Source organism: Pseudomonas sp. P116 (genome assembly GCF_020149425.1).
Lineage (GTDB): Bacteria > Pseudomonadota > Gammaproteobacteria > Pseudomonadales > Pseudomonadaceae > Aquipseudomonas > Aquipseudomonas anatoliensis.
Window position 1 is genome coordinate 224,768 of record NZ_JACVHB010000005.1, and the last position, 20,560, is coordinate 245,327.

Here is a 20,560-nt window from a genome sequence, read left to right on the forward strand (position 1 = left end):
CATGAAATAGGGGCAAGACTTCACAGTGCGGTGAAATCGATTGCCTGATACAAATCGGCGCCAATGCCGGCAAAACTCAGCAACGCCGGCAATTGCCCGGCGAAACCCTGGAAACTGTGGTCGCCGCCGGCCTGGATGCGCAAGGCACAGGCGCGGTAATACTGCTGGGCGAGGCGATAATCCAATGTTTCATCGCCGGTCTGCAACCAGACCTGAAAACGCTGCGCATCCTGGGGCGCCGGCACTTCCAGTTCGGCCAGGGCCGCAACGTGGTCGTGGGTCAATTCCCAGGTTTCATCGGTGTACAGGTTTTTCTGCGTGCCCAGATAGCCGTCGAACATCCGGTGCGGGCTGACCGCCGGGTTGACCAGCAGGGCTTTCAGGCCATGGCGCTCGGCCAAGTGAGTCGCATAGTAGCCGCCGAGGGAGCTTCCCACCAGCAACGGCTGGCCTAGCTCGGCAATCGCCTGTTCCAACTGACCGATGGCTTCACGCGGATGGTGATGCAGGGCCGGAACACGCAATTGCTCACTCAAACCCAGGCGCTCCATCACCGCGACCAGCTGACAGGCCTTTGTCGAGGCCGGGGCGCTGTTGAAACCGTGGATATAGAGGATCGAACCGGACATTTGAGCTCCCTGGGTGTCGGCGAAAGATAGCGGAGTTTACAGGGAGTCACAGCAGGATGGGCCATACAAATGATGCCCATGCAGACCATGTTGCCTCTTGTAGGAGCTGCCGCAGGCTGCGATCTTTTGATTGTAAAAAAACAGGATCAAAAGATCGCAGCCTTCGGCAGCTCCTACAGGGTAGCGTTAGCCGGGGGTTGGCATTAGCCGTTGGGAAAAGGAATTTCAGTACCCGTTGGAACCGTAGTCGACGGTGAAGTCGAAGCCAGTCACGCGTTCCACGCCAGTTTCCAGCCCCCCATCCGGCAACAACCGCAACCAGCGATATCCCGGCGCCTGCTCGCCGACCTTGAAGTCTTCACTCCCCGGCTCGAACTGAATACAGGTCGAAGGCGACGCCATCAAACGCACGCCATTACGCTCGCGATCAATTTCCTGATGCACGTGCCCCCACAGCACCGCCCGCGCCTGCGGAAAACGATCCAGCACTTCGAAAAACGCTTCCGGATTGCGCAAACCAATCGGCTCCATCCACGCACAACCGATCGACACCGGATGATGGTGAAAACACACCAGATGATGACGCTCCGGCGCTTCGCTCAACGAGCGGGCCAGCAGTTGCAACTGATCGTCCTGCAAATACCCCGGCACCGAACCCGGTACCGCCGAATCCAGCATCGTCACACGCCAGTTGCCGAGATCGACCACCGATTCCAGCAACGCGCTTTGCACTGCTGCCTCAGCCATGATCATGGGTTCGTCGTGGTTGCCGGGAATCCAGCGCGCCGGCGCATCGATCTGCGCGGTCATTTCACGAAATAGCTGATACGACTCCAGCGTGCCATCCTGGGAAATATCCCCGGTGGCCAGCATCAGATCGATCCGTGGCTGCTGCCCCAGGACCAACTCGATGACTTTTTGCAGGCTGTCGCGGGTGTTCATGCCCAGCAGTGTGCCACCCGCTTCGGCGAACAGATGGCTGTCGGACAACTGCACCAGCAACGCCGGATCGGCGGTGGTCAACGTGGATACGCTCGGCAAGGCGTTCTCCCAAGGCAAAAGCACGGAATCGGTTAAGTGCCGCAATTATGCTGGGGGATTACTGAAAGAGGAAACCGAGGAACCGGACGCAGTTCACAACTAGCGTACGACTTCGTACTCGTGCCCTAACGCCAGGCAATGACTCAGCCATTCCCCCAGGAACAGATTCAGCTGAGCTTTTTCATCGGGCTGATGCATCGCGGCGTTCGGGTAAGGATAGATGCCGCGAAAGCGTCGTGCATGTTCGGCGCTGATCACTTCGGCCATGCGCGCGTCGTGATAGACCTGCACTTCCAGTTGCGGCACCGGCAGCCATGGCAGGCTGTGCTCCTGACGCACTTGCAACGTGGTGGTATACGGGCAGGTTTGCAGCACTTCGAGGGCCAGTACGCCGAGCATCTGCTCGCCCTGAGTCACAGCGATGCGCCGCGCCTCGGGCTCGTTGCGCATGTCCGGCACCAGTCGCATCAGGCGCGCGTAGTTGGCCTCGCAGGCGGCTTGCAGCCCCGCGAGGTCGACTCGATAACGATCGCGCAACTTGTTTACAACCATAGCCCCCTCACTTCGGCGCGGTTGAGCGCCAGCCACTGCAAAGCGATGATGCTCGCCGCGTTGGCAATGCGTCCGTCACGGACGGCCTGCAAGGCATCTTCAAAGGCCCAGACCGTGACGCGGATATCTTCTGCCTCTTCCTCCAGCCCATGCAGGCCGCCAACGCCATCGGTGCTGCAACGCCCCAGATACAGATGCACGAACTCGTTGCTGCCGCCCGGCGACGGGAAATATTTGGTCATCGGCCACAGGGCCTTGATGTCCAGCCCAGCTTCCTCCTGCGCCTCGCGGTGAGCAACTTCTTCCGGCTGTTCATCCTTGTCGATCAGACCAGCGACCAGTTCGACCAGCCACGGATTGTCAGCCTTGCCCATCGCGCCGACGCGAAACTGCTCGATCAGCACCACTTCGTCGCGCTGCGGATCGTACGGCAGCACGCACACGGCATCGTGACGCACGAACACTTCACGGTTGATCTCGCGGCTCATGCCCCCGGCGAACAGCTCATGGCGCAGGTGCACACGATCGAGCTTGTAGAAGCCCTGATAGCAGCTCTCGCGGCGCACGATGTCGACGGCGGTCGGAATGGCGTTGGCAAAGTCAGTCATGAGCATCCTCGTTTACTGCGAATCCATTACGAGGTTCCTTATCGTTACCGGCAACCTCGACTTCGCGCCATCCTAACGCGCCCGTACCGTTTGATGCAGCCCCTTTACCGTCATCGGGATGGACGGTGGCGGCGAAACCCACTCTAATTAGCTTAGTGGCGAACTGACTGCTTCGTTGAGAGTCGAAGCGGTAACTTTTTGCCTTCCCCTGCTTTCGAAAGGACGCCCATGTCGCTTTTCAAAATTGCCTCCGTGGCCGCCATTGCCCTGACCCTGGGCGCGTGCGCGAGCCTGTTCCAGCCCAACTATCGCACGCCGCTGGAAACCACCCGTGATGCGTCGGAACAGCTGAAACCGGGCTGTTCCAACCCGGATTGCCCACTGGTGAACATCGACACCCTGCGCTTCCCAGCAGAGCCCGCGCTGGACCCGATCATCGAAAAACGCCTGCTGCAAATGACCCGCACCGAGCCGGGCGCACCTGTCGCGCCGACGCTGGCGGCCTACCGCGAGCAGTTTCTGGCCAACGCCGGCCCGCGCAACAGCAGCTATCTGCAAGCGAAAGTACGTGAGCAGCATGACGGCTTGGTGATCATCGAATTGTCGAGCTACCTCGACACCGGTGGCGCCCATGGCACACCGGGTCGCGGTTTCATCAACTATTCGCGCCAGCAGCACAAAGTGCTGAATCTGTCCGACATGCTGATGCCGGGGCAGGAAGAGGCGTTCTGGAAGGCTGCGCAAGTGGCGCACAACAGCTGGCTGATCAGCACTAAGCTCGATCAGGAAGCCGAATTCGTCAAGAGCTGGCCATTCGTGAAAACCCCGCACGTCGCGCTGACCTACGGCGGGGTGATCCTCAAGTACGAAACGAGCACCATCGCGCCTTACGCGCTGGGCCACGTCGAACTGAAGATCCCTTATCCACGTCTGAACGGCATTCTCAAGCCTGAGCTGTTTCCCGGCCGTAACTGAAGGCTCGACCGAGCACCAATTGCAGCAGCCCTGCCAGCACCAGCGCCGGCAGGGTCGCGCCGATGTCCGGATACAGATTCGCCAGTAAGTGATAGGTGCTGACACCACCCAGCCACGCCAACAACGCCGGCCAGCGCAACGCGGCTGAAGCGACCAGCCCCCGGCGCTTGCGCAGGATGAAGTGATCCACCAGCACCACGCCGAACAACGGCGCAAACACCGAGCCGATCAGCAGCAGGAAATTCTGGTATTGCGCCAATGGCGCCAGCAGTGCAATCAGCGTGCAGATGACGCCGATGGCCAAAGCCAGATGCTCGACTTTCAGGCGCAACAGAATCCCGCTGGACACCGCTGCCGAATGAATGTCGGCGAAGGCGTTTTCAGACTCGTCGAGCAGAATCAGCAGCAACGGAATACCCAACCCGGCACCGGCCAGTGCCAGCAGCAACGCATTGACTTCACCGCTCGGCGCGAACGCCAGGGTATATGCCACGCCGAGGCTCATCAGCCAGAAATTACCAATGAAGAAACCGACGGCGGTGCCGCCGAAAACGTTCTTCGCACGCTTGCCGAAACGCGAGTAGTCGGCGATCAGCGGCAGCCACGACAGCGGCATGGCAATAGCGATGTCGAAGCCCACGGCGAATGGCATCGAACCGTCACCGGCACGCGCCCAAAGTGCGGCCAGATCAGCCTTGGCGAACAGGTTCCAGGTCAGCCAGAGGCACGCGGCCAACAGCAGCCAGATACCCCATTTGCGCAGGATCTGCCGGACAAACGTCAGCGGCCCGCTGACGGCAAGCAGGGTCGCCAGAGCGCCGAAGAACAGCGTCCACAACACCGGATTGGACCACAGCGAACCTTCGCTGAATGCGCGGGTGCCGAGCAGGCTGGCGGCGTCTCGCATGACGATGATTTCGAACGAGCCCCAACCGATCAGTTGCAACAGATTGAGCAGCGCCGGCAGGCTCGCACCTTTGCTGCCGAGGCTGAGTTTGAGTGCAGCCATCGACGACAGGCCGGTGTCGCTGCCGATCACCCCGACGGCCGCCAGCAGCAAAACGCCGACCAGCGTGCCGAGGAAAATGGCCAGCAGCGAACCGGACAAGCCCAGACCCGGCGCGAGCAATGCGCCGGTCTGCAGCACCATCAGGCCGATGCCGAGGGAGAACCACAGGGAAAACAGATCGCGACCGCCGAATACACGCTTGTCGGCGGGCACGGCGAGATCGGGGGAGTAGGTACCGGGTTGAATGCTCAAGGGTGTTATCTCAGAGGGACATTTGTTGTTGTGTTGACCGCTATCGCCAGCAGGCTGGCTCCCACAGGGAACTTGTGAATAGTTTTCTGTAGGAGCTGCCGAAGGCTGCGATCTGTTGATCTTGCAAAACAAAGTCAAAAGATCGCAGCCTTCGGCAGCTCCTACAGGAGAGTACGTTCATAGTCCCCTGTGGGAGCCAGCCTGCTGGCGATGGGGCCTTTGCAGACCCCACCTGTTCAGGTCAGATCAAACTTTCTTGTACAGCTGACTGCCTTCCTTCTTGAACCGCTCAGCCTGTTCCGCCAGGCCTTGGGCGACTTCGGCGTCGACCGCTTCGATCCGCTGGTTGGCCGCGTATTCGCGGACTTCCTGAGTGATCTTCATCGAGCAGAATTTCGGTCCGCACATCGAACAGAAATGCGCGACCTTGGCCGAGTCTTTCGGCAAGGTTTCATCGTGGTACGAACGCGCGGTGTCCGGATCGAGACCGAGGTTGAACTGGTCTTCCCAACGGAATTCGAATCGCGCCTTGCTCAAGGCGTTGTCGCGGATCTGTGCGCCCGGGTGCCCCTTGGCCAAGTCCGCTGCGTGCGCGGCGATCTTGTAGGTGATGATCCCGGTCTTCACGTCATCCTTGTTCGGCAGGCCCAAGTGCTCCTTCGGCGTCACGTAGCAAAGCATGGCGCAACCGAACCAGCCGATCATCGCCGCACCGATACCCGAGGTGATGTGGTCGTAGCCCGGCGCGATGTCAGTGGTCAACGGGCCGAGGGTGTAGAACGGCGCCTCGTCGCAGCATTCCAGCTGCTTGTCCATGTTCTCTTTGATCAACTGCATCGGCACGTGGCCCGGGCCTTCGATCATGCACTGCACGTCGTGCTTCCAGGCGATCTTGGTCAGCTCGCCGAGGGTTTCCAGCTCGCCGAATTGCGCTTCGTCGTTGGCGTCGGCAATCGAGCCCGGACGCAGGCCGTCGCCCAGCGAGAAGCTGACGTCGTAGGCCTTCATGATTTCGCAGATTTCGTCGAAATGGGTGTAGAGGAAGTTCTCTTTGTGGTGCGCCAGGCACCACTTGGCCATGATCGAACCGCCACGGGAAACGATGCCGGTCACGCGCTTGGCGGTCAGCGGCACATAGCGCAGCAACACGCCGGCGTGGATGGTGAAGTAGTCGACGCCCTGCTCGGCTTGCTCAATCAGCGTGTCGCGGAACAGCTCCCAGGTCAGGTCTTCAGCGGCGCCACCGACTTTTTCCAACGCCTGGTAGATCGGCACGGTGCCGATCGGCACTGGCGAGTTGCGGATGATCCACTCGCGGGTTTCGTGAATGTGCTTGCCGGTGGACAGGTCCATGACCGTGTCTGAACCCCAGCGAATGCCCCAGGTAAGTTTCGCCACTTCTTCTTCGATCGAAGAACCCAAAGCGCTGTTGCCGATGTTGCCGTTGATCTTCACCAGGAAGTTACGGCCGATGATCATCGGTTCCAGTTCGGTGTGGTTGATGTTGGCCGGAATGATCGCGCGACCACGGGCAATTTCTTCACGGACAAATTCAGGAGTGATGATTTTCGGCACGCTGGCGCCGAAGCTGTGCCCGGCGTGTTGCTGATCCAGCAGCCCGGCGGCGCGAGCCACTTCAAGCTTCATGTTTTCGCGGATGGCGACGTATTCCATCTCGGCGGTAATGATGCCTTTGCGCGCATAGTGCATCTGGCTGACGTTGGCCCCGGCCTTGGCGCGGCGCGGGTTGTTCACGTGGGCAAAGCGCAGTTTGGTCAGCTCGGCGTCGGCTAGGCGTTCCTGGCCAAAATTGGAACTCAGACCCGACAGACGCTCGGTATCGCCACGGGATTCGATCCACGCCGAACGCACATCGCCCAGGCCTTTGCGCACATCGATGATGACGTTGGGATCGGTGTACGGGCCCGAGGTGTCGTACACGACGACCGGCGCGTTGATCTCGCCGCCGAAGTCGGTCGGTGTCACGTCGAGGCTGATTTCGCGCATCGGCACGAGGATGTCCGGGCGGGAACCCTGAACGTAGACTTTTTGCGAGCGGGTAAAGGGTTGAACCGACTGTTGATCGACTTGGGCCGAATCACTCAGGTTCGTCGTATTTTTTAGTTTTATCGTCATCACGGGCTCTCCAGACAGCATCCAGGCAGTGGATTTTTGTCGGAGCGAACCTGTAACGAATGGACGCGACCAATCAGCGATGACTTTGCTGTTGGTGCTGTGCTCAGTGCTCGAGGGCTGTTCGATTGTCGAACAACATCCCGGACGAAGCACAAGAGGACTCGCCGGGTGACGAGAAATCTTGTTCCCTACGCAGGCGCTAACCTGATCAGGTTCAACGGGATCCGAAATTATTCGATCTCAGCCTCATAGCAAGGCACCCCGACAAGAACCCGGCCAGTCTAGACACAACCGGCAAAGAACGCCAACACCGCGGCAAACCCCATGATGAATGGCGCAATTAACGGATTGTTGCCGAGCGCAGGCGCAACTACACTCGCTCTGCCCCGCCGAGCCTTGACGCTACAGGGGCCGCGCCTTACCTTTGGCGCCCGGATTACTTCCATAATATTCATGCTAGGGATCGCCTCATGCTGCGCAAACTTTCACTGGCTCTTGCCGTGTCTTGTGCGTCCAACGCAATGGCCTGGGCAGCAGAAGCGCCCTTGTCGACCAAAACCGATCTGGTCAGCGTCTATCAGGAAGCGGTCGACAACAACGCCGACCTGGCCGCCGCCCGCGCCCAGTACGGTGCACAGAAAGAGGTGGTACCGCAGGCTCGCGCCGGATTGCTGCCGAATCTGTCCGGTGGCGCCGAAGTGGCGGATGTACGCACGTCTATCGATCAGCCTTCAGCCATCGCCAACCGCAGCGCTCACTCGTATCAGGCGACTCTGGCTCAGCCACTGTTCCGCGCCGATCGATGGTTCCAGTACCAGGCTGCCAAAGACGTCAACGAACAAGCCGCGCTGCAACTGTCGGCCACCGAGCAGAACCTGATTCTGCAATCGGCCGAGAGCTACTTCAACGTGTTGCGCAGCCAGGACAACCTGGCCTCGACCAAGGCTGAAGAAGCCGCGTTCAAGCGCCAGCTCGATCAGTCCAACGAACGCTTCGACGTCGGCCTGTCGGACAAGACCGACGTGCTGCAATCGCAAGCCAGCTACGACACCGCGCGGGCCAACCGGATCGTCGCGCAGCGTCAGGTCGATGATGCATTTGAAGCGCTGATCACCCTGACCAACCGTCAGTACAACTCGATTCAAGGCATTGTCCATACGCTGCCGATCCTGCCGCCAGCGCCGAATGACGCCAAGTCGTGGGTCGACACCGCCGCCAGACAGAACCTCAATCTGCTCGCCAGCAACTACGCCGTCAGCTCCGCCGAACAGACCCTGAAACAGCGCAAGGCCGGCCACTTGCCGACCCTCGACGCCGTGGCCAAATACGAAAAAGGTGACAACGACGCCCTCGGTTTCGCCAACCCGAACTCATTCGGCGCGCCGTACGGTGGCAATGTTGAACAAAGCACGCTGGGTTTGCAGTTGAACATCCCGATCTACAGCGGCGGGCTGACCAGCTCCCAGGTGCGTGAGTCCTACTCGCGGCTTGACCAAACCGAGCAGCAGCGCGAAGCCCTGCGCCGGCAAGTCGTCGAAAACACTCGCAACCTGCACCGCGCGGTGAATACCGACGTCGAGCAGGTGCAGGCGCGCCGCCAGTCGATCATCTCCAACCAGAGCGCGGTGGAAGCCACGGAAATCGGTTATCAGGTGGGCACGCGCAACATCGTCGACGTGCTTGATGCCCAGCGCCAGCTGTATAGCTCGGTGCGCAATTACAACAACACGCGGTACGACTACATCCTCGACAACCTGCGCTTGAAGCAGGCCGCGGGGACGTTGAACCCGGGTGATCTGGAGGATCTGCGCCGTTACCTGAAGGCCGATTACAACCCCGACAAGGACTTCCTGCCGCCGGATCTGGCCAAGGCTGCCGAGGCGCAGCTCAGGGCTCGGCCGTAAACAACGTGAATAAATTCCCTGTGGCGAGGGGATTTATCCCCGATGGGCTGCGAAGCGGCCCCAAAACCATTCACCGCGGTGATTCCGTCAGACTTGGCTAGCCGTATTGACGACTGCTGCGCAGCCGATCGGGGATAAATCCCCTCGCCACAAATTCATGTCACCTGAAAATACTGTGGCGCCAGGCTACTTGATGAGTCTGCCCAGGCCATCGAGCAATCGCTGCAACGCGCCCTGATTGCGGCGCATCACCGCCAGCCCGGCGTCGGCCATGCGCTGCGCATCGCGCGGCAACTCGAACAGGCGCTGCACTTGCACCGCCAGCCCTTCGGCATCATCCACTTCAACCAACGCGCCGGCCTCGCGCAACTGCGCGGCGATGTCGAGAAAGTTGAACAGGTGCGGGCCGCTGATCACCGGTTTTGCCAGTGCGGCGGGCTCCAGTAAATTGTGCCCGCCATTCGGCACCAGGCTGCCACCGACAAAGGCGCTGTCGGCCAAGGCGTAGAGAAACAGCAGCTCACCCATGGTGTCGCCGAGCAGCACCGAAGTTTGCGCATCGACATTGGCCCCGGTCGAACGACGCAGCGTGGCAAAACCTTCGCGCTGACACAGTTCAAACACCGAGTTGAAGCGCTCCGGGTGACGCGGCACCAGAATCAGCAACGCATCCGGATGATTGGCCAACAAACGCCGGTGGGCGTTCAACACCACTTCATCCTCGCCGTCATGGGTGCTGGCGGCGATCCACACCGGTCGCTCCAGCGCCTGCCACTGGCCACGCAATTGGGCGGCGCGTTGCAGCAGTTGCGGGTCGATGGTCAGGTCGAATTTGATCGAACCAGTGACCTCGACCGTCTCCGGACGCGCACCCAGATCGCGGAAGCGCTGAGCCTCGGCCTCGGTCTGCACGGCAAAAAAACTCATCTCGGCGAGCATCGGCGCGGTCAGTTTGCTGAAGCGGCCATACCCCTTGGCCGACCGTTCGGACAAGCGCCCGTTGGCCAGCGCCACCGGGATGCCGCGTTTGGCGCACTGATGAATATGGTTGGGCCACAGTTCGGTTTCCATGATCACCGCCAGTTTCGGCTGGACGCGATCGAGAAAACGCGCCGCTGCGCACGGCAAGTCATAGGGCAGATAGCAGTGCTGGATGCGCGGCTCGTTGGCGAACAGTGCCTGAATTCGCTCCGAACCGGTCGGCGTCATGCAAGTCACGGTAATCGGCAGCTGCGGATAACGTTGCAGCAAGGCGCGGATCATCGGCGCCGCGGCGATGCTTTCGCCCACCGACACCGCGTGCACCCAGATGCCACCGGGTTGCAGCGCCGGCATTGCGTAAGAGAAACGTTCGCCAATGCGCTTGGCATACGCCGGCGCCTTGCGCGCCCGCAGCCACAGCCGAATCGCCACCAATGGCAGCCCCAGGTAAAACAGCGCGGTGTACAGAGTTCTATTCATGGCGGCGGAGTTTATCGACTTTTTCCGTCGATCGCGCGCAAGTGCACGGCAAAACGCTCGGCCAGCCAACGCGCCGCAGGGCCGAGCGGCTCGTCGCGCCGCCAGACCAGCTCCACCACCAGCGCTGGCGGCGTCCATTCGCTGGCGAGCTCGACCATCAAACCCTGATACGCCGAGTACTGCACCACGTGCCGGGGCAGCCACGCCCAGCCAAGATCGCGCACCAACCATTCGGCCATGACGTAGAAACTGTCGGCCCGCCACACCTGTGGACTGGCCGGCTCGCTGCCGGGGTAGACGCTGGTTTGCGTCGACATCAACAGTTGCCGGTGTTGCGCCAGTTGCTGGCAGGTGACGTAGGGCTGCGTCGCCAACGGATGATTGATCCCACAGACCGTGACCATTTCCACGCTGCCCAGCACTCGTCGTTCCAGCGCCTCGGGGATTTCATCGTGATAGAACAGCAAGCCGAGATCGGCGCGGCGCTCGACGAGTTTGCGTGCGACTTCGCCTTGAGCAGCGCTGGTGAGTTGTACTTCCAGGCTGGGAAATTGTTCGGCCAGCGCGCCGAAACTTTCCACCAGTGCCTGATAAGGCATCGCCTCATCCTGCGCCACGCGCAGTTGCGCTTCCTGGCCGCGCATCATCGCCATGGCCCGGCCATTGAGGCGCTCACACTGGCGCAAGACTTCCCGCGCCTCCTCGAGCAGCGCCTCCCCCGCTTCGGTGAGCCTGGGCTGACGACCGCTGCTACGCTCAAACAGGCTCACGCCCAAATCGTCCTCGAGCATGGCGATGGCACTGCTGATCGCCGACTGCGCCTTGCGCTGCTGCCGGGCCACGGCGGAGAACGAACGCTGCTCGGCGACCGCGATAAACACGCGTAACTGATCTAGATTCCACTGCATGCTCATCACACAACCCATCTCCAAAACAGATAGGTAATGACTTTACCGCATCTGAACAACCTCTAAAATGCCGACCTCAGAAAGTAACGCTGCACACGAGGATTACACATGAACGCCTACGCCTACCTTGCCATCGCCATCTGCGCCGAAGTCATGGCCACCGTTTCGATGAAAGCGGTCAAAGGCTTCAGCACGCCGCTGCCACTGCTGGTGGTGATCGTCGGTTACGCAATCGCGTTCTGGATGCTGATCCTGGTGGTGCGCACGGTGCCGGTGGGCGTTGCCTACGCGGTGTGGGCCGGGATGGGCATTGTGATGGTCAGTGTCGCGGCGCTGTTTATCTACGGGCAGAAGCTGGATGTGCCGGCGATGTTGGGGATGGGGTTGATTGTTCTTGGCGTTGTGGTGATTCAACTGTTCTCGAAAACTGCGGGGCACTAAAGAAAAAGATCGCAGCCTTCGGCAGCTCCTACAGGTGTACGCATGACCCTGTAGGAGCTGCCGAAGGCTGCGATCTTTTTTCGCCTGTATACTGCGCCCCTCGTCTTGAACACTGAGGTCGCTGCATGCCATCCGTTATTTCCACCGACGTTCTGATTGTCGGCGCTGGTGTCGCCGGCCTCTGGCTGAATGCGCGCCTGCGCCGTCAGGGTTTTTCGACCGTGCTGGTGGAAAGTGCCAGCCTCGGCGGCGGGCAAAGTGTGAAATCCCAAGGCATCATTCACGGCGGCGCCAAGTACGCGCTGCACGGCGCGTTGACCGGTGCGTCGGAAGCCATCGCCGACATGCCGCGACGCTGGCGTGAAGCGCTGGCCGGCAACGGCGAGCTGGATCTGAGCGGCGTGCGCCTGCTCTCCGAAGCCCATTACCTGTGGTCGCCGGGCACCCTCGCCGGCAACCTCACCAGTTTCTTCGCCAGTAAAGCCGTGCGCGGCCGCGTCGATCAGGTCAAGGGCGAGCAACTGCCGCCAGCCCTGCAAGACAAGCGCTTCAAGGGCAAGGTCTATCGCCTCGCCGAACTGGTGGTCGATGTGCCGAGCCTGATCCAGCGTCTGGCCGATCTGGCCGGTGACGGTCTGCTCGCCGGGCAGACCATCGAGCCCATGCTGGAAGCAGGCGTGCTGGTGGGGCTCAAGGTCGACGATCGCGAGATCCGCGCCCAGCGCATCGTCCTCAGTGCCGGCGCCGGTACCGCCCAACTGCTCGAGAATCTGGGCCTGACTCATCCGGCCATGCAGCGCCGGCCATTGCACATGATCCTCGCCAAAGGCCCCGGCCTGAAACCGCTGTACGCCCACTGCCTGGGCGGCGGCACCAAACCGCGCATTACCGTCACCACGCATCCGGCGGCTGATGGTCAGTGGGTCTGGTACATGGGTGGCGACATTGCCGAAAGCGAAGGCGTGAACCGCGAACCCGCCGAACAGATCGCTACCGCGCAAAAAGAAATCGCCCAGTTGTTGCCGTGGATCGATCTCAGCACGGCGCAATGGGCGACGTTGCGCGTCGACCGTGCCGAGCCGCTGCAAACCGGCCTGACGCGCCCGGACAACGCATTCCTCGCCGAAGAGGGTCGCTTGCTGGTCGGCTGGCCGACCAAACTGGCGCTGGCGCCGGACTTTGCTGACCGAGTGATTACCTCCTTGCAGCGCGACGGTATCCAGCCGCAAGCCGGCGAACCGTTGCCGTCGCTGCCAAAACCACCGATGGGCGTTCCGGCCTGGGAGCAACTGTTGCCATGAGCATTGCCACCCTGCATGACTTTCACCGCCCGCTGGGCAGTACCGGCCTGATGGTCTCGCCGCTGGGCCTGGGCACGGTCAAACTTGGCCGCGATCAAGGGGTGAAATACCCCAACGGCTTTCAGATTCCCGATGACGACGAAGCACGGATGTTACTCAGGCAAGCACGCGAGCTAGGTATCAACCTGATCGACACGGCCCCGGCCTACGGTCGCAGCGAAGAGCGCCTCGGCCCACTGTTGCGCGGCCAGCGTCAGGACTGGGTGATCGTCAGCAAAGTCGGCGAAGAGTTTGCCGACGGCCTCTCGCGACACGATTTCAGCGCGGCGCACACGCGCCTGTCGGTCGAACGCAGCCTGCAACGTCTGGAAACGGACTTTATCGATCTGGTACTGGTGCACTCCGATGGCAACGACCTGGCCATTCTCGAGCACGAAGACGTTTATGCCACACTCGCCGCGCTCAAGGCCGAGGGCAAGATTCGCGGCTTCGGCTTTTCCGGCAAGACCGTCGAAGGTGGCCTCAAAGCATTGGAGCAAGGCGACTGCGCGATGGTCACCTACAATCTGAACGAACAAAACGAGAAGGCTGTCATTGACTATGCTGCTGCGCACGGCAAAGCCATTCTGGTGAAGAAGGCCCTGGCCAGCGGTCACGTTTGCCTGAGCCCGGGCGTGGATCCGGTACGCGCCAGCTTCGAGTTGCTTTTCGCGCAACCTGGCGTGGCCAGTGCTATCGTCGGGACGATCAATCCGCTGCACCTCGCCCACAACGTTGCGACCGTTGCCCAAGTCCTTCGTGGTCACTGACGCCGCCCCGCGGCCTTAAGCAGGAGCCGATATGCCGCGCACGCTCATCAGAAAGAACCCGAGCAACTTCAAGACTCTGCCGCTGTTCGTCGAAGCAACGCCCGAAGGCCTGACGTATCAGAGCGTCGGCATGCCGCTGAATTTCACGCAGACCTTGCAGCGACGCAAACCGGTCAGTGTGACGGACACCGAACGCTTCTCGCTGGAACTGGCGAATCTGGGCGTCTCGGTACGCCTGACCCTGCATTGGCAGAATCGCGACTACTGGGTGCTGGTGCGCCAGCGTCGGCAGGATCGCGGCGATGTGGTGCTGAAGTTGATTTCCGGTTACGTACCGGCTCACGAACTGAATATTCCGCTGCACACAGCCATTCAAGAGATCGCCGAAGAGTGTTTGCTTGAAACCCCCGAAGGCTGGCTCGGCGGGCGTTTCAACGACACTTGGCTGCCGGCGCCCTACTCGTCCGCCCTGCACTATCGCGAGGCTTTGCCGTTTCGGTTGACGCCACTGTCCGGTTCAGCGCGGCCCATTCGTAGCGCCAATCTGCAATTGCTGGAGCGGCCGCGCGCTTATGTGCATTTGCCGACAGCGTCGCTGCAATTGATCTACGACTTGCGCCTGGACGTGCCCAAGGAAGCCAAATCCCTGAGCCTGTTCCACGTCGATGAGCGTCTGGAAGGCGATCAACTGGTGGCGCGGCTCGACCGCAAGCGACCCGATCTGTACTTGATGCCACTCAAGGACGGCGCGCCAGTGGCCGAGCTGTACACCCTCAAGCGCGACAAACTGCTACCGGCCAGCACGCGCGGACTTTATCTGGCCGAGAGCTTTGCGAATCAAGAAGGCTGGGTGGTGCGCGAAGAGCGGATTCGCTGGAAAGACTGGCTCGTGCAACAGGGCCTGCAACCGGCAAAGCCCCCTCGTGCGGGCCTCAAGCAGCTAAGTCTCAAGGCGTTGCGCCTCGTTGGTCTGGGCAAGAAGCGCGCGAACTGACTGCCGGTTAGCGCCGACGATCCAGCCACGTACGCAACGTGGCGAAGAAGTGGAAGTAACGATTCTCGCGTTTGCCCATGCCGCGCTTGGGCGAGAACGACTCCTCGGCAAACGCGCCGGTAATACGCACCCGCGAAGCCTGGGTCTTCAGCGTGCAAACCTTGGCGTCGGCCTGCTGCAATACGTATTTTAGCAAGCGTTCGGAATGCAGCTTCCTCCCCGTCGCCTTGCAGAACTCGAAGATGCGCTCGACTCGTTTGCCATACGCGACGTAAGTATCGCGACCGCAAATGGCAAAGCGGTCGTTCAACCCTCCCCACCACTGCCAATCGGGAATGTAGGCATTGTGCTGCCGCGCCTCTGGATGATTGAACACATAGGCCGGTAGCGGGTTGTGGAAGAAATTGTCCGGACGCACGAACACCACGAAATCGGGATTGAAGGATTCAATCATGCTGGTGACGGTGTGCAGCGAGTTGAGCTGATAGATCAGGTTGCGCAACGATGCAAAATCATCCGCCCAGGTATCGCCCTGTGTCTTGACCTGCTCGAAATCCCAACGCTCCAGCACGCCTTCGGTTGAGGTCAGCGTCCCGATCATCGACTCGAATGGCTGGTAGTTGTCCGCCGCCAGCTCGCCTTTCTCGCCTGAGCGCGCGTTCTGCACTTCATCGATTTTGTACAGGTGATAAAAGCACTTCACGTCGCTGCCCGCAGGTAACTGCGCCAGTACGTTCTGTTCGATGGAAGGAAAACAAATCGGCGAGTTTCTCGGGATACCAAAAAAAGCCACGGCAATTTTCAACACTCAACAGCACCTTTTCGAAAGTTGTACGGGCCGGCCGACACCGCGGACTCGCTTATTTGCGGCGAAACAACTTTTGCCACCAGCGGCGGGGTTGCAGCGGCACGACGATGACGTCCGATTTCTGCAGCCAGTCGCGCTCGTAATCCCAGGCATGCCCACCCCATAGTTTTCCAGCTTCGTTGGAAAAACCCAGGGTCATGAGCTGATAGGTGTACCCGGCATGACCGCGCAACCAGTCGAACAGCACCAGCGTGTTGAAACCGGTGGAGGGGCCAACGTAGCGCTTGCCGCCCGGCCGGTCGACCGGATAGTTCCAGAGCGGTGGCAGCGGAATGCGATCCCAGTACATGGCCACACGAGGCAGCGGACACATCGGTGCGGCACAGCCGACCAGCATGGTGAAAAAGCGCTCACCCGCCTGATCACACAGCCGCTGCACGTCCGGCCCAAAGGGCAGGCCAAAAAAATACGCGTCCTGCGCGTTATAGCCATGCACGACGACGTTCACGCTGCGCGAGTCGAGCAGTGGCGCCTTGATGCAGGTATTGAAGCTGACCACGACGTCATCGACGCCAATGTTCAACGCCTGAAAATCCGCCACCGTAATGGCCGGATTGTTGGCAATCAATACGACCCGAGCCGCACGGCTCAGGCACGCCTGCAATGGCTCGGGCAGCGCCCCCAGAACAGACTGGTCACCGCCAGGCAGCGCATCCAGCGCCATGTGTTCGTCCTTCATTCAGGTCGGCACCTTCATCCCGTGGCGTAACTTGACCCAGAACTGCGTGAACGCCGAAGGCGGCTGCCATGGGCGCATCTCGCGCTGGATTTCCGTGGCCAGGGCCTGACCAACACGGGCGAAGGAATAGCGACTTTGCGCAAATTCCTGCCCCTTCATGGCGATACGTTGCGCCAGCTCCGGGTCGTCCTGCAGCAGTTTGATCTTTGCAACGGCCTCGTCTTCGCTGCGATAAAACACAGTGTTGTGCATGTCTTCGAAGCCGAGCAACTGATCTTCTTCGCCTTGGCTCCAGGCCAGCAGCACGCAGCCACAGGCCATGGCTTCAAAATTCTTGATCATGAACTCGTTCATGCCGATGTCGGCACTGACGAAGATCTTGATGCGGTTGAGTGTTTCGAGGTATTCCGAACCCGACTTCGTGCGGGTCACCAGCATGCCGGTACGTTGCGCGAGCGACTCCAGCATTGCCTTGCGCTCGGCGTACTCGGTACTTTTCAGGCTACCAAGAAAACCGATGGGGATATCCCGCTCGGCGCCGGTGTTGCGCAGCATCTGCTCGTCGTAACCCTTGGAAACGAAGACGGTGTCGATGCCTTCAGCGAGCATTTTGCGGGCAACCACGGCGCCAGACACCAGCGCGCGGCAGCTCGGCAGACGACTGTAGAGACGCGAATACACGCCACGGTATTTACTGGCGGGCATGTAGTTCTGGTAGGCGTCGTGTTCGAGGAAAACCAGCCCGGGAATGCACTTGAGCACCCGCAGTTGCGTGGCCAGGCGCTTGACCCGGGAGAAGATCACCACGCGGTCGAACGTCTGATAGTCGACCGAGGCCAGAAACCGTCCGAGGTTTAGCTGTTGCTGCTTGCTCAGACGGTAGATGACACATTCATCACAGTTCTGCTGCACGATGTCGTAGAGCCGGTCGAGAATGACCCGCTGCTCGTCCATCACCAGTAGCATGACTTTCATAGATTAATTGACCACGCGACGTAGGCAGGCAAGCGCATCGGATTCAAACCTGCCGACATCAACGGAAACGGCTAGATCCCCAAGGCAAAATCCGTTCACACGCAGTACACAACGGTAAAAATTCATCTGATCAGCGACTGCGGATTTTTTCGACAATTGCGGTCGTCGAGCTGTTTTCCACAAGCCCCAGCACTTTCACGGTGCCGCCATAAGACGTCACGATGTCCGCACCAACCACTTGGTCGATCCCGTAATCGCCGCCCTTGACCAACACATCCGGCTTGACCTCACGCAGCAGGTTTTCCGGGGTGCCTTCAGGGAAACTGATGACCCAGTCCACCGCGCCAAGCCCCGCCAGAACCGCCATGCGCCGGTCAACACTGTTGATCGGACGACCCGGCCCCTTCAAGCGACTGACCGAAGCATCGTCATTGACCGCAACAATCAGACGATCGCCTTGCGCCCGCGCCTGTTCCAGATAGGACACGTGGCCGGCGTGCAGAATGTCGAAGCAGCCATTGGTGAATACAATCTTTTCGTTATGCGCGCGAGCATCGGCCACCGCTAGAATCAACTGCTCCAGGCCCAGCACACCGCGCTCGGAGCCCTCTTCACGCTGAATGGCGCGACGCAGTTCCGGAGCACTGATGGCCGCCGTACCGAGTTTGCCGACCACAATGCCGGCGGCCAGATTGGCCAGCGCCACGGCGTGGGGCAGCTCTTCACCGGCGGCGATGGCAGCAGCCAGCGTCGAGATCACCGTGTCACCGGCACCGGTAACGTCAAACACTTCTCGCGCACGGGCCGGCAGGTGCAGCGCCGGATGATCAGGACGCAGGAGGGTCATGCCGTGCTCGCCACGGGTCACCAGCAGCGCACCGAGCTCAAGGTCGTGCATCAGCGCGGCGCCCTTGCTCACCAGCTCATGCTCATCGGCGCAACCGCCGACGATGGCTTCGAATTCACTGAGGTTGGGGGTGATCAGGCTGGCGCCACGGTAGATCGAGAAATCCTTGCCCTTCGGGTCGGCCAGCACCGGGATATTCCTGGCCCGGGCAGCCTGAATCAGCGCCTGATGGTTTTTCAGTGCGCCTTTACCGTAGTCGGACAACACCAGCACCTTGATGCCTTCGAGCAGATCATCGACCTGCGAGGCCAGGGCCAGGGCATCGGTAGCAAACGGTTCTTCGAAGTCGATACGCAGCAATTGCTGGTGCCGGCTCATGACCCGCAGCTTGACGATGGTTGGCTGGTGCGCAATGCGCTGGAACAAGGCACGTACGCCCGCGCCCTTGAGACTGTTGCTCAGGCTGTCGGCAGCTTCGTCGTCCCCGGTCACACCGACCAGGGACGCCGGCGCACCCAGCGCGGCAATGTTCAAGGCAACGTTCGCGGCACCGCCCGGACGATCTTCGATTTGCTCGACTTTAACGACCGGCACCGGGGCCTCAGGGGAAATCCGTGAGGTTCCGCCATGCCAGTAACGGTCGAGCATGACATCGCCGACTACCAAGACCGGGGCTTGATCGAAACGCGGCATGGACAACTTCATGGAGCAACCCACATACAAAATGAACAGGGGCGCGATATTAACACAGGGAAAAGCGCCGTCCGCCTCAATCTGAAAGGTCGCGCACCCAGAACAATTCGTGGCGCCGGACAGCTTTGCGGAAAAATTCGTTACTGCCCGTGACAGGCCAGCGGCGCCCGGCCAGAGCCTGCTGGATCCAGCGGCGCAATTGGCGCTTGAACGCTTGCCCACCCTGCAGGTCATGCTCCATCGCCAGTGCCATGGCCTTGTCCAGTTGCGTATCCGCCGACAGCAGCGGGCTCCACAAGCGGTCAGCCGGCAACGGCTCGATCGCAGGCGGCAAGGCGATACCGGCACCGGCAGGCCCCATCGGCCAGCGGTCGTTGTCATGCAGGTGATTGGCGTACATCAGCAGGGTCGTCGGCTTCCAGTTGCTCAGGGCAATGGCTTCAAGCAGGGCTTGAGTGCTGGCGACGTGATCGCTATGGGGATCGAGTTCAGGATGCGGCGTGACCAGCACCTCGGGACGGTAGTGCTCCAGCAGTTTCGCCAGATCGCCGACCAGATTAGGCCAGATCGGCTGACCATCGACATCACCGGGCAGGGTCAGCGGATTGTGCCGGCGCACACTGCGCACATCGCTTTCCTGCGACTCTCGGGAGCCGAACGCTTTGCCCGGTTCTGCAGCCATCGCAGGCAATTGCAGGCAGTAGTAACCCAGTTGCACGCAACGCTCGGCGGGCACCCCGCCCCACTGCGGAATCGCCAGACTGTCCCAACTGCGCAAACGCCCCTTCAACCGGGCAGCCGCAGCTTGATCCAGACCCAGACGCTGGAAATCTTCAGCCTCAATCTCGCCTTGGGTCAGAGTGACGATGCTGACGTCCTCGCAGCGGCTATACAGGCCAAACGCTGCCAACTCGGCATCGTCGGCATGGGGCGCGATGACCATCACGCGCCGGCGGCTGTAGTCAGGGCTGGCCATGACCCACAAAGTACCGACGGCGCCTGCCGCGCAATACCGGCCGCGCAGGTTCAGTGAGCCCTGCTGTAATGCCTCGGCTTGACCGGACAGATTCAGAAAACGCCGCCCGCTGACCCCGCGCTCGAAATCCTGGCGATCATCGCCGACCTGAACGTAAGGATCGAGCCAGCGCCCTAGCCAGCCAGCCTTCAATTCAAGTTCGAGAATAAGCGTTTCGCCTGCAGCCAACGGTTCGCTCAGACGCACAACACCACCGCTCAGGCTCACCGCCTGCCGCGCCGTGTCGGTAGGAAACGCGTATTGATAATCGTCAGAGGGCCGGTAGAACAAATGATCGGCAAACCACCCCTCGTGGGCGATCCAGGCCAGCACCAGCAACAGCGGCACCAGCCACCACGCGATGAGTAACCCGATCACAAGCAGCGCGACCAGAAAGGCCACGAGGAACATGCGCTTGTTACGTCGATGGGCCTTGAGAAGCTGTTGCTTGCGAGCGCTCATG

Annotated in this window: 19 protein-coding genes and 1 riboswitch; of the genes, 6 read left to right on the forward strand and 13 right to left on the reverse strand. The window is 60.8% G+C overall.

Going from position 1 to position 20,560, the window contains the following annotated elements; translation table 11 throughout:
- Positions 1–20: 20 nt before the first annotated feature.
- From ICA15_RS18420 to ICA15_RS18435, 4 genes are all read right to left on the reverse strand, one after another.
- Positions 21–629, reverse strand: a complete 609-nt coding sequence (locus ICA15_RS18420) for a YqiA/YcfP family alpha/beta fold hydrolase (RefSeq protein WP_150602660.1) — start codon at positions 627–629, stop codon at positions 21–23.
- Between the two features lie 225 nt (positions 630–854).
- Positions 855–1,670 (reverse strand): 3',5'-cyclic-AMP phosphodiesterase, encoded by an 816-nt coding sequence (gene cpdA / locus ICA15_RS18425; RefSeq protein WP_210554273.1) that lies wholly within the window; start codon positions 1,668–1,670, stop codon positions 855–857.
- Between the two features lie 99 nt (positions 1,671–1,769).
- Positions 1,770–2,222 (reverse strand): DUF1249 domain-containing protein, encoded by a 453-nt coding sequence (locus ICA15_RS18430; protein WP_003221062.1) that lies wholly within the window; start codon positions 2,220–2,222, stop codon positions 1,770–1,772.
- Positions 2,213–2,830 carry an NUDIX domain-containing protein gene (locus ICA15_RS18435; protein WP_115145950.1) on the reverse strand — a complete coding sequence of 206 codons (618 nt, stop codon included), beginning with the start codon at positions 2,828–2,830 and terminating at the stop codon, positions 2,213–2,215. Before ICA15_RS18435 ends, ICA15_RS18430 begins: the two co-directional genes overlap by 10 nt.
- Positions 2,831–3,058: 228 nt before the next feature.
- Here ICA15_RS18435 and ICA15_RS18440 point away from each other — a divergent pair, with 228 nt between their 5' ends.
- Positions 3,059–3,805, forward strand: coding sequence for an RsiV family protein (locus ICA15_RS18440; protein WP_150602662.1), 747 nt, complete (start codon positions 3,059–3,061; stop codon positions 3,803–3,805).
- Here the strand turns inward: ICA15_RS18440 and cytX are convergent.
- The gene (gene cytX / locus ICA15_RS18445; protein ID WP_150617553.1) at positions 3,774–5,066 is read right to left on the reverse strand and encodes a putative hydroxymethylpyrimidine transporter CytX; all 1,293 of its coding nucleotides are present in this window, start codon (positions 5,064–5,066) and stop codon (positions 3,774–3,776) included. The two genes, ICA15_RS18440 and cytX, sit on opposite strands and share 32 nt — an antisense overlap.
- A gap of 246 nt (positions 5,067–5,312) precedes the next feature.
- Positions 5,313–7,202 carry a phosphomethylpyrimidine synthase ThiC gene (gene thiC / locus ICA15_RS18450; protein WP_210554274.1) on the reverse strand — a complete coding sequence of 630 codons (1,890 nt, stop codon included), beginning with the start codon at positions 7,200–7,202 and terminating at the stop codon, positions 5,313–5,315.
- Between the two features lie 168 nt (positions 7,203–7,370).
- Positions 7,371–7,476: riboswitch (TPP riboswitch) on the reverse strand.
- A 196-nt stretch (positions 7,477–7,672) separates the two neighbouring features.
- Between thiC and ICA15_RS18455 the strand changes: the two genes are divergently transcribed.
- Positions 7,673–9,106, forward strand: coding sequence for a TolC family outer membrane protein (locus ICA15_RS18455; RefSeq protein WP_150602665.1), 1,434 nt, complete (start codon positions 7,673–7,675; stop codon positions 9,104–9,106).
- A gap of 186 nt (positions 9,107–9,292) precedes the next feature.
- Here ICA15_RS18455 and waaA read toward each other — a convergent pair whose 3' ends face one another.
- Both waaA and ICA15_RS18465 read right to left on the reverse strand, forming a co-directional pair.
- A complete protein-coding gene (waaA, locus tag ICA15_RS18460; protein WP_210554275.1) occupies positions 9,293–10,567 on the reverse strand; it encodes a lipid IV(A) 3-deoxy-D-manno-octulosonic acid transferase in 1,275 nt (424 codons plus the stop codon).
- An 11-nt stretch (positions 10,568–10,578) separates the two neighbouring features.
- The gene (locus ICA15_RS18465; RefSeq protein WP_210554276.1) at positions 10,579–11,481 is read right to left on the reverse strand and encodes a LysR family transcriptional regulator; all 903 of its coding nucleotides are present in this window, start codon (positions 11,479–11,481) and stop codon (positions 10,579–10,581) included.
- A 102-nt stretch (positions 11,482–11,583) separates the two neighbouring features.
- Between ICA15_RS18465 and ICA15_RS18470 the strand changes: the two genes are divergently transcribed.
- From ICA15_RS18470 to ICA15_RS18485, 4 genes are all read left to right on the forward strand, one after another.
- Positions 11,584–11,916: a DMT family transporter gene (locus tag ICA15_RS18470; RefSeq protein ID WP_150602668.1), complete on the forward strand. Its 333-nt coding sequence runs from the start codon at positions 11,584–11,586 to the stop codon at positions 11,914–11,916.
- A 125-nt stretch (positions 11,917–12,041) separates the two neighbouring features.
- Positions 12,042–13,217, forward strand: a complete 1,176-nt coding sequence (locus ICA15_RS18475; protein WP_210554277.1) for an NAD(P)/FAD-dependent oxidoreductase — start codon at positions 12,042–12,044, stop codon at positions 13,215–13,217.
- A complete protein-coding gene (locus ICA15_RS18480; RefSeq protein ID WP_210554278.1) occupies positions 13,214–14,026 on the forward strand; it encodes an aldo/keto reductase in 813 nt (270 codons plus the stop codon). Before ICA15_RS18475 ends, ICA15_RS18480 begins: the two co-directional genes overlap by 4 nt.
- 31 nt (positions 14,027–14,057) lie before the next feature.
- Positions 14,058–15,020, forward strand: a complete 963-nt coding sequence (locus tag ICA15_RS18485; protein ID WP_150602671.1) for a metal ABC transporter ATPase — start codon at positions 14,058–14,060, stop codon at positions 15,018–15,020.
- Between the two features lie 7 nt (positions 15,021–15,027).
- Here ICA15_RS18485 and ICA15_RS18490 read toward each other — a convergent pair whose 3' ends face one another.
- The 5 genes from ICA15_RS18490 to ICA15_RS18510 form a co-directional block, all read right to left on the reverse strand.
- Positions 15,028–15,828 (reverse strand): hypothetical protein, encoded by an 801-nt coding sequence (locus ICA15_RS18490; protein ID WP_210554279.1) that lies wholly within the window; start codon positions 15,826–15,828, stop codon positions 15,028–15,030.
- Positions 15,829–15,880: 52 nt separating this feature from the next.
- Positions 15,881–16,567, reverse strand: a complete 687-nt coding sequence (locus ICA15_RS18495) for a hypothetical protein (RefSeq protein ID WP_210554280.1) — start codon at positions 16,565–16,567, stop codon at positions 15,881–15,883.
- Positions 16,568–17,542, reverse strand: a complete 975-nt coding sequence (locus tag ICA15_RS18500) for a glycosyltransferase (protein ID WP_150617545.1) — start codon at positions 17,540–17,542, stop codon at positions 16,568–16,570. It abuts the gene before it with no gap.
- Between the two features lie 130 nt (positions 17,543–17,672).
- Entirely contained in the window at positions 17,673–19,094 is a 1,422-nt protein-coding gene (hldE, locus tag ICA15_RS18505; protein WP_210554281.1) for a bifunctional D-glycero-beta-D-manno-heptose-7-phosphate kinase/D-glycero-beta-D-manno-heptose 1-phosphate adenylyltransferase HldE, read from the reverse strand.
- A gap of 64 nt (positions 19,095–19,158) precedes the next feature.
- Entirely contained in the window at positions 19,159–20,559 is a 1,401-nt protein-coding gene (locus tag ICA15_RS18510) for a PIG-L deacetylase family protein (RefSeq protein WP_210554282.1), read from the reverse strand.
- Position 20,560: the final 1 nt, after the last annotated feature.

What these genes read in the sequence shown, in the direction of transcription:
- ICA15_RS18420 (WP_150602660.1), bottom strand. Translation starts at nt 629, where the DNA reads ATGTCCGGTTCGATCCTCTATATCCACGGTTTCAACAGCGCCCCGGCC.
- ICA15_RS18430 (WP_003221062.1), bottom strand. Translation starts at nt 2,222, where the DNA reads ATGGTTGTAAACAAGTTGCGCGATCGTTATCGAGTCGACCTCGCGGGG.
- ICA15_RS18435 (WP_115145950.1), bottom strand. Translation starts at nt 2,830, where the DNA reads ATGACTGACTTTGCCAACGCCATTCCGACCGCCGTCGACATCGTGCGC.
- ICA15_RS18440 (WP_150602662.1), top strand. Translation starts at nt 3,059, where the DNA reads ATGTCGCTTTTCAAAATTGCCTCCGTGGCCGCCATTGCCCTGACCCTG.
- thiC (WP_210554274.1), bottom strand. Translation starts at nt 7,202, where the DNA reads ATGACGATAAAACTAAAAAATACGACGAACCTGAGTGATTCGGCCCAA.
- ICA15_RS18455 (WP_150602665.1), top strand. Translation starts at nt 7,673, where the DNA reads ATGCTGCGCAAACTTTCACTGGCTCTTGCCGTGTCTTGTGCGTCCAAC.
- waaA (WP_210554275.1), bottom strand. Translation starts at nt 10,567, where the DNA reads ATGAATAGAACTCTGTACACCGCGCTGTTTTACCTGGGGCTGCCATTG.
- ICA15_RS18465 (WP_210554276.1), bottom strand. Translation starts at nt 11,481, where the DNA reads ATGAGCATGCAGTGGAATCTAGATCAGTTACGCGTGTTTATCGCGGTC.
- ICA15_RS18470 (WP_150602668.1), top strand. Translation starts at nt 11,584, where the DNA reads ATGAACGCCTACGCCTACCTTGCCATCGCCATCTGCGCCGAAGTCATG.
- ICA15_RS18475 (WP_210554277.1), top strand. Translation starts at nt 12,042, where the DNA reads ATGCCATCCGTTATTTCCACCGACGTTCTGATTGTCGGCGCTGGTGTC.
- ICA15_RS18480 (WP_210554278.1), top strand. Translation starts at nt 13,214, where the DNA reads ATGAGCATTGCCACCCTGCATGACTTTCACCGCCCGCTGGGCAGTACC.
- ICA15_RS18485 (WP_150602671.1), top strand. Translation starts at nt 14,058, where the DNA reads ATGCCGCGCACGCTCATCAGAAAGAACCCGAGCAACTTCAAGACTCTG.
- ICA15_RS18495 (WP_210554280.1), bottom strand. Translation starts at nt 16,567, where the DNA reads ATGAAGGACGAACACATGGCGCTGGATGCGCTGCCTGGCGGTGACCAG.
- ICA15_RS18500 (WP_150617545.1), bottom strand. Translation starts at nt 17,542, where the DNA reads ATGAAAGTCATGCTACTGGTGATGGACGAGCAGCGGGTCATTCTCGAC.
- hldE (WP_210554281.1), bottom strand. Translation starts at nt 19,094, where the DNA reads ATGAAGTTGTCCATGCCGCGTTTCGATCAAGCCCCGGTCTTGGTAGTC.
- ICA15_RS18510 (WP_210554282.1), bottom strand. Translation starts at nt 20,559, where the DNA reads ATGAGCGCTCGCAAGCAACAGCTTCTCAAGGCCCATCGACGTAACAAG.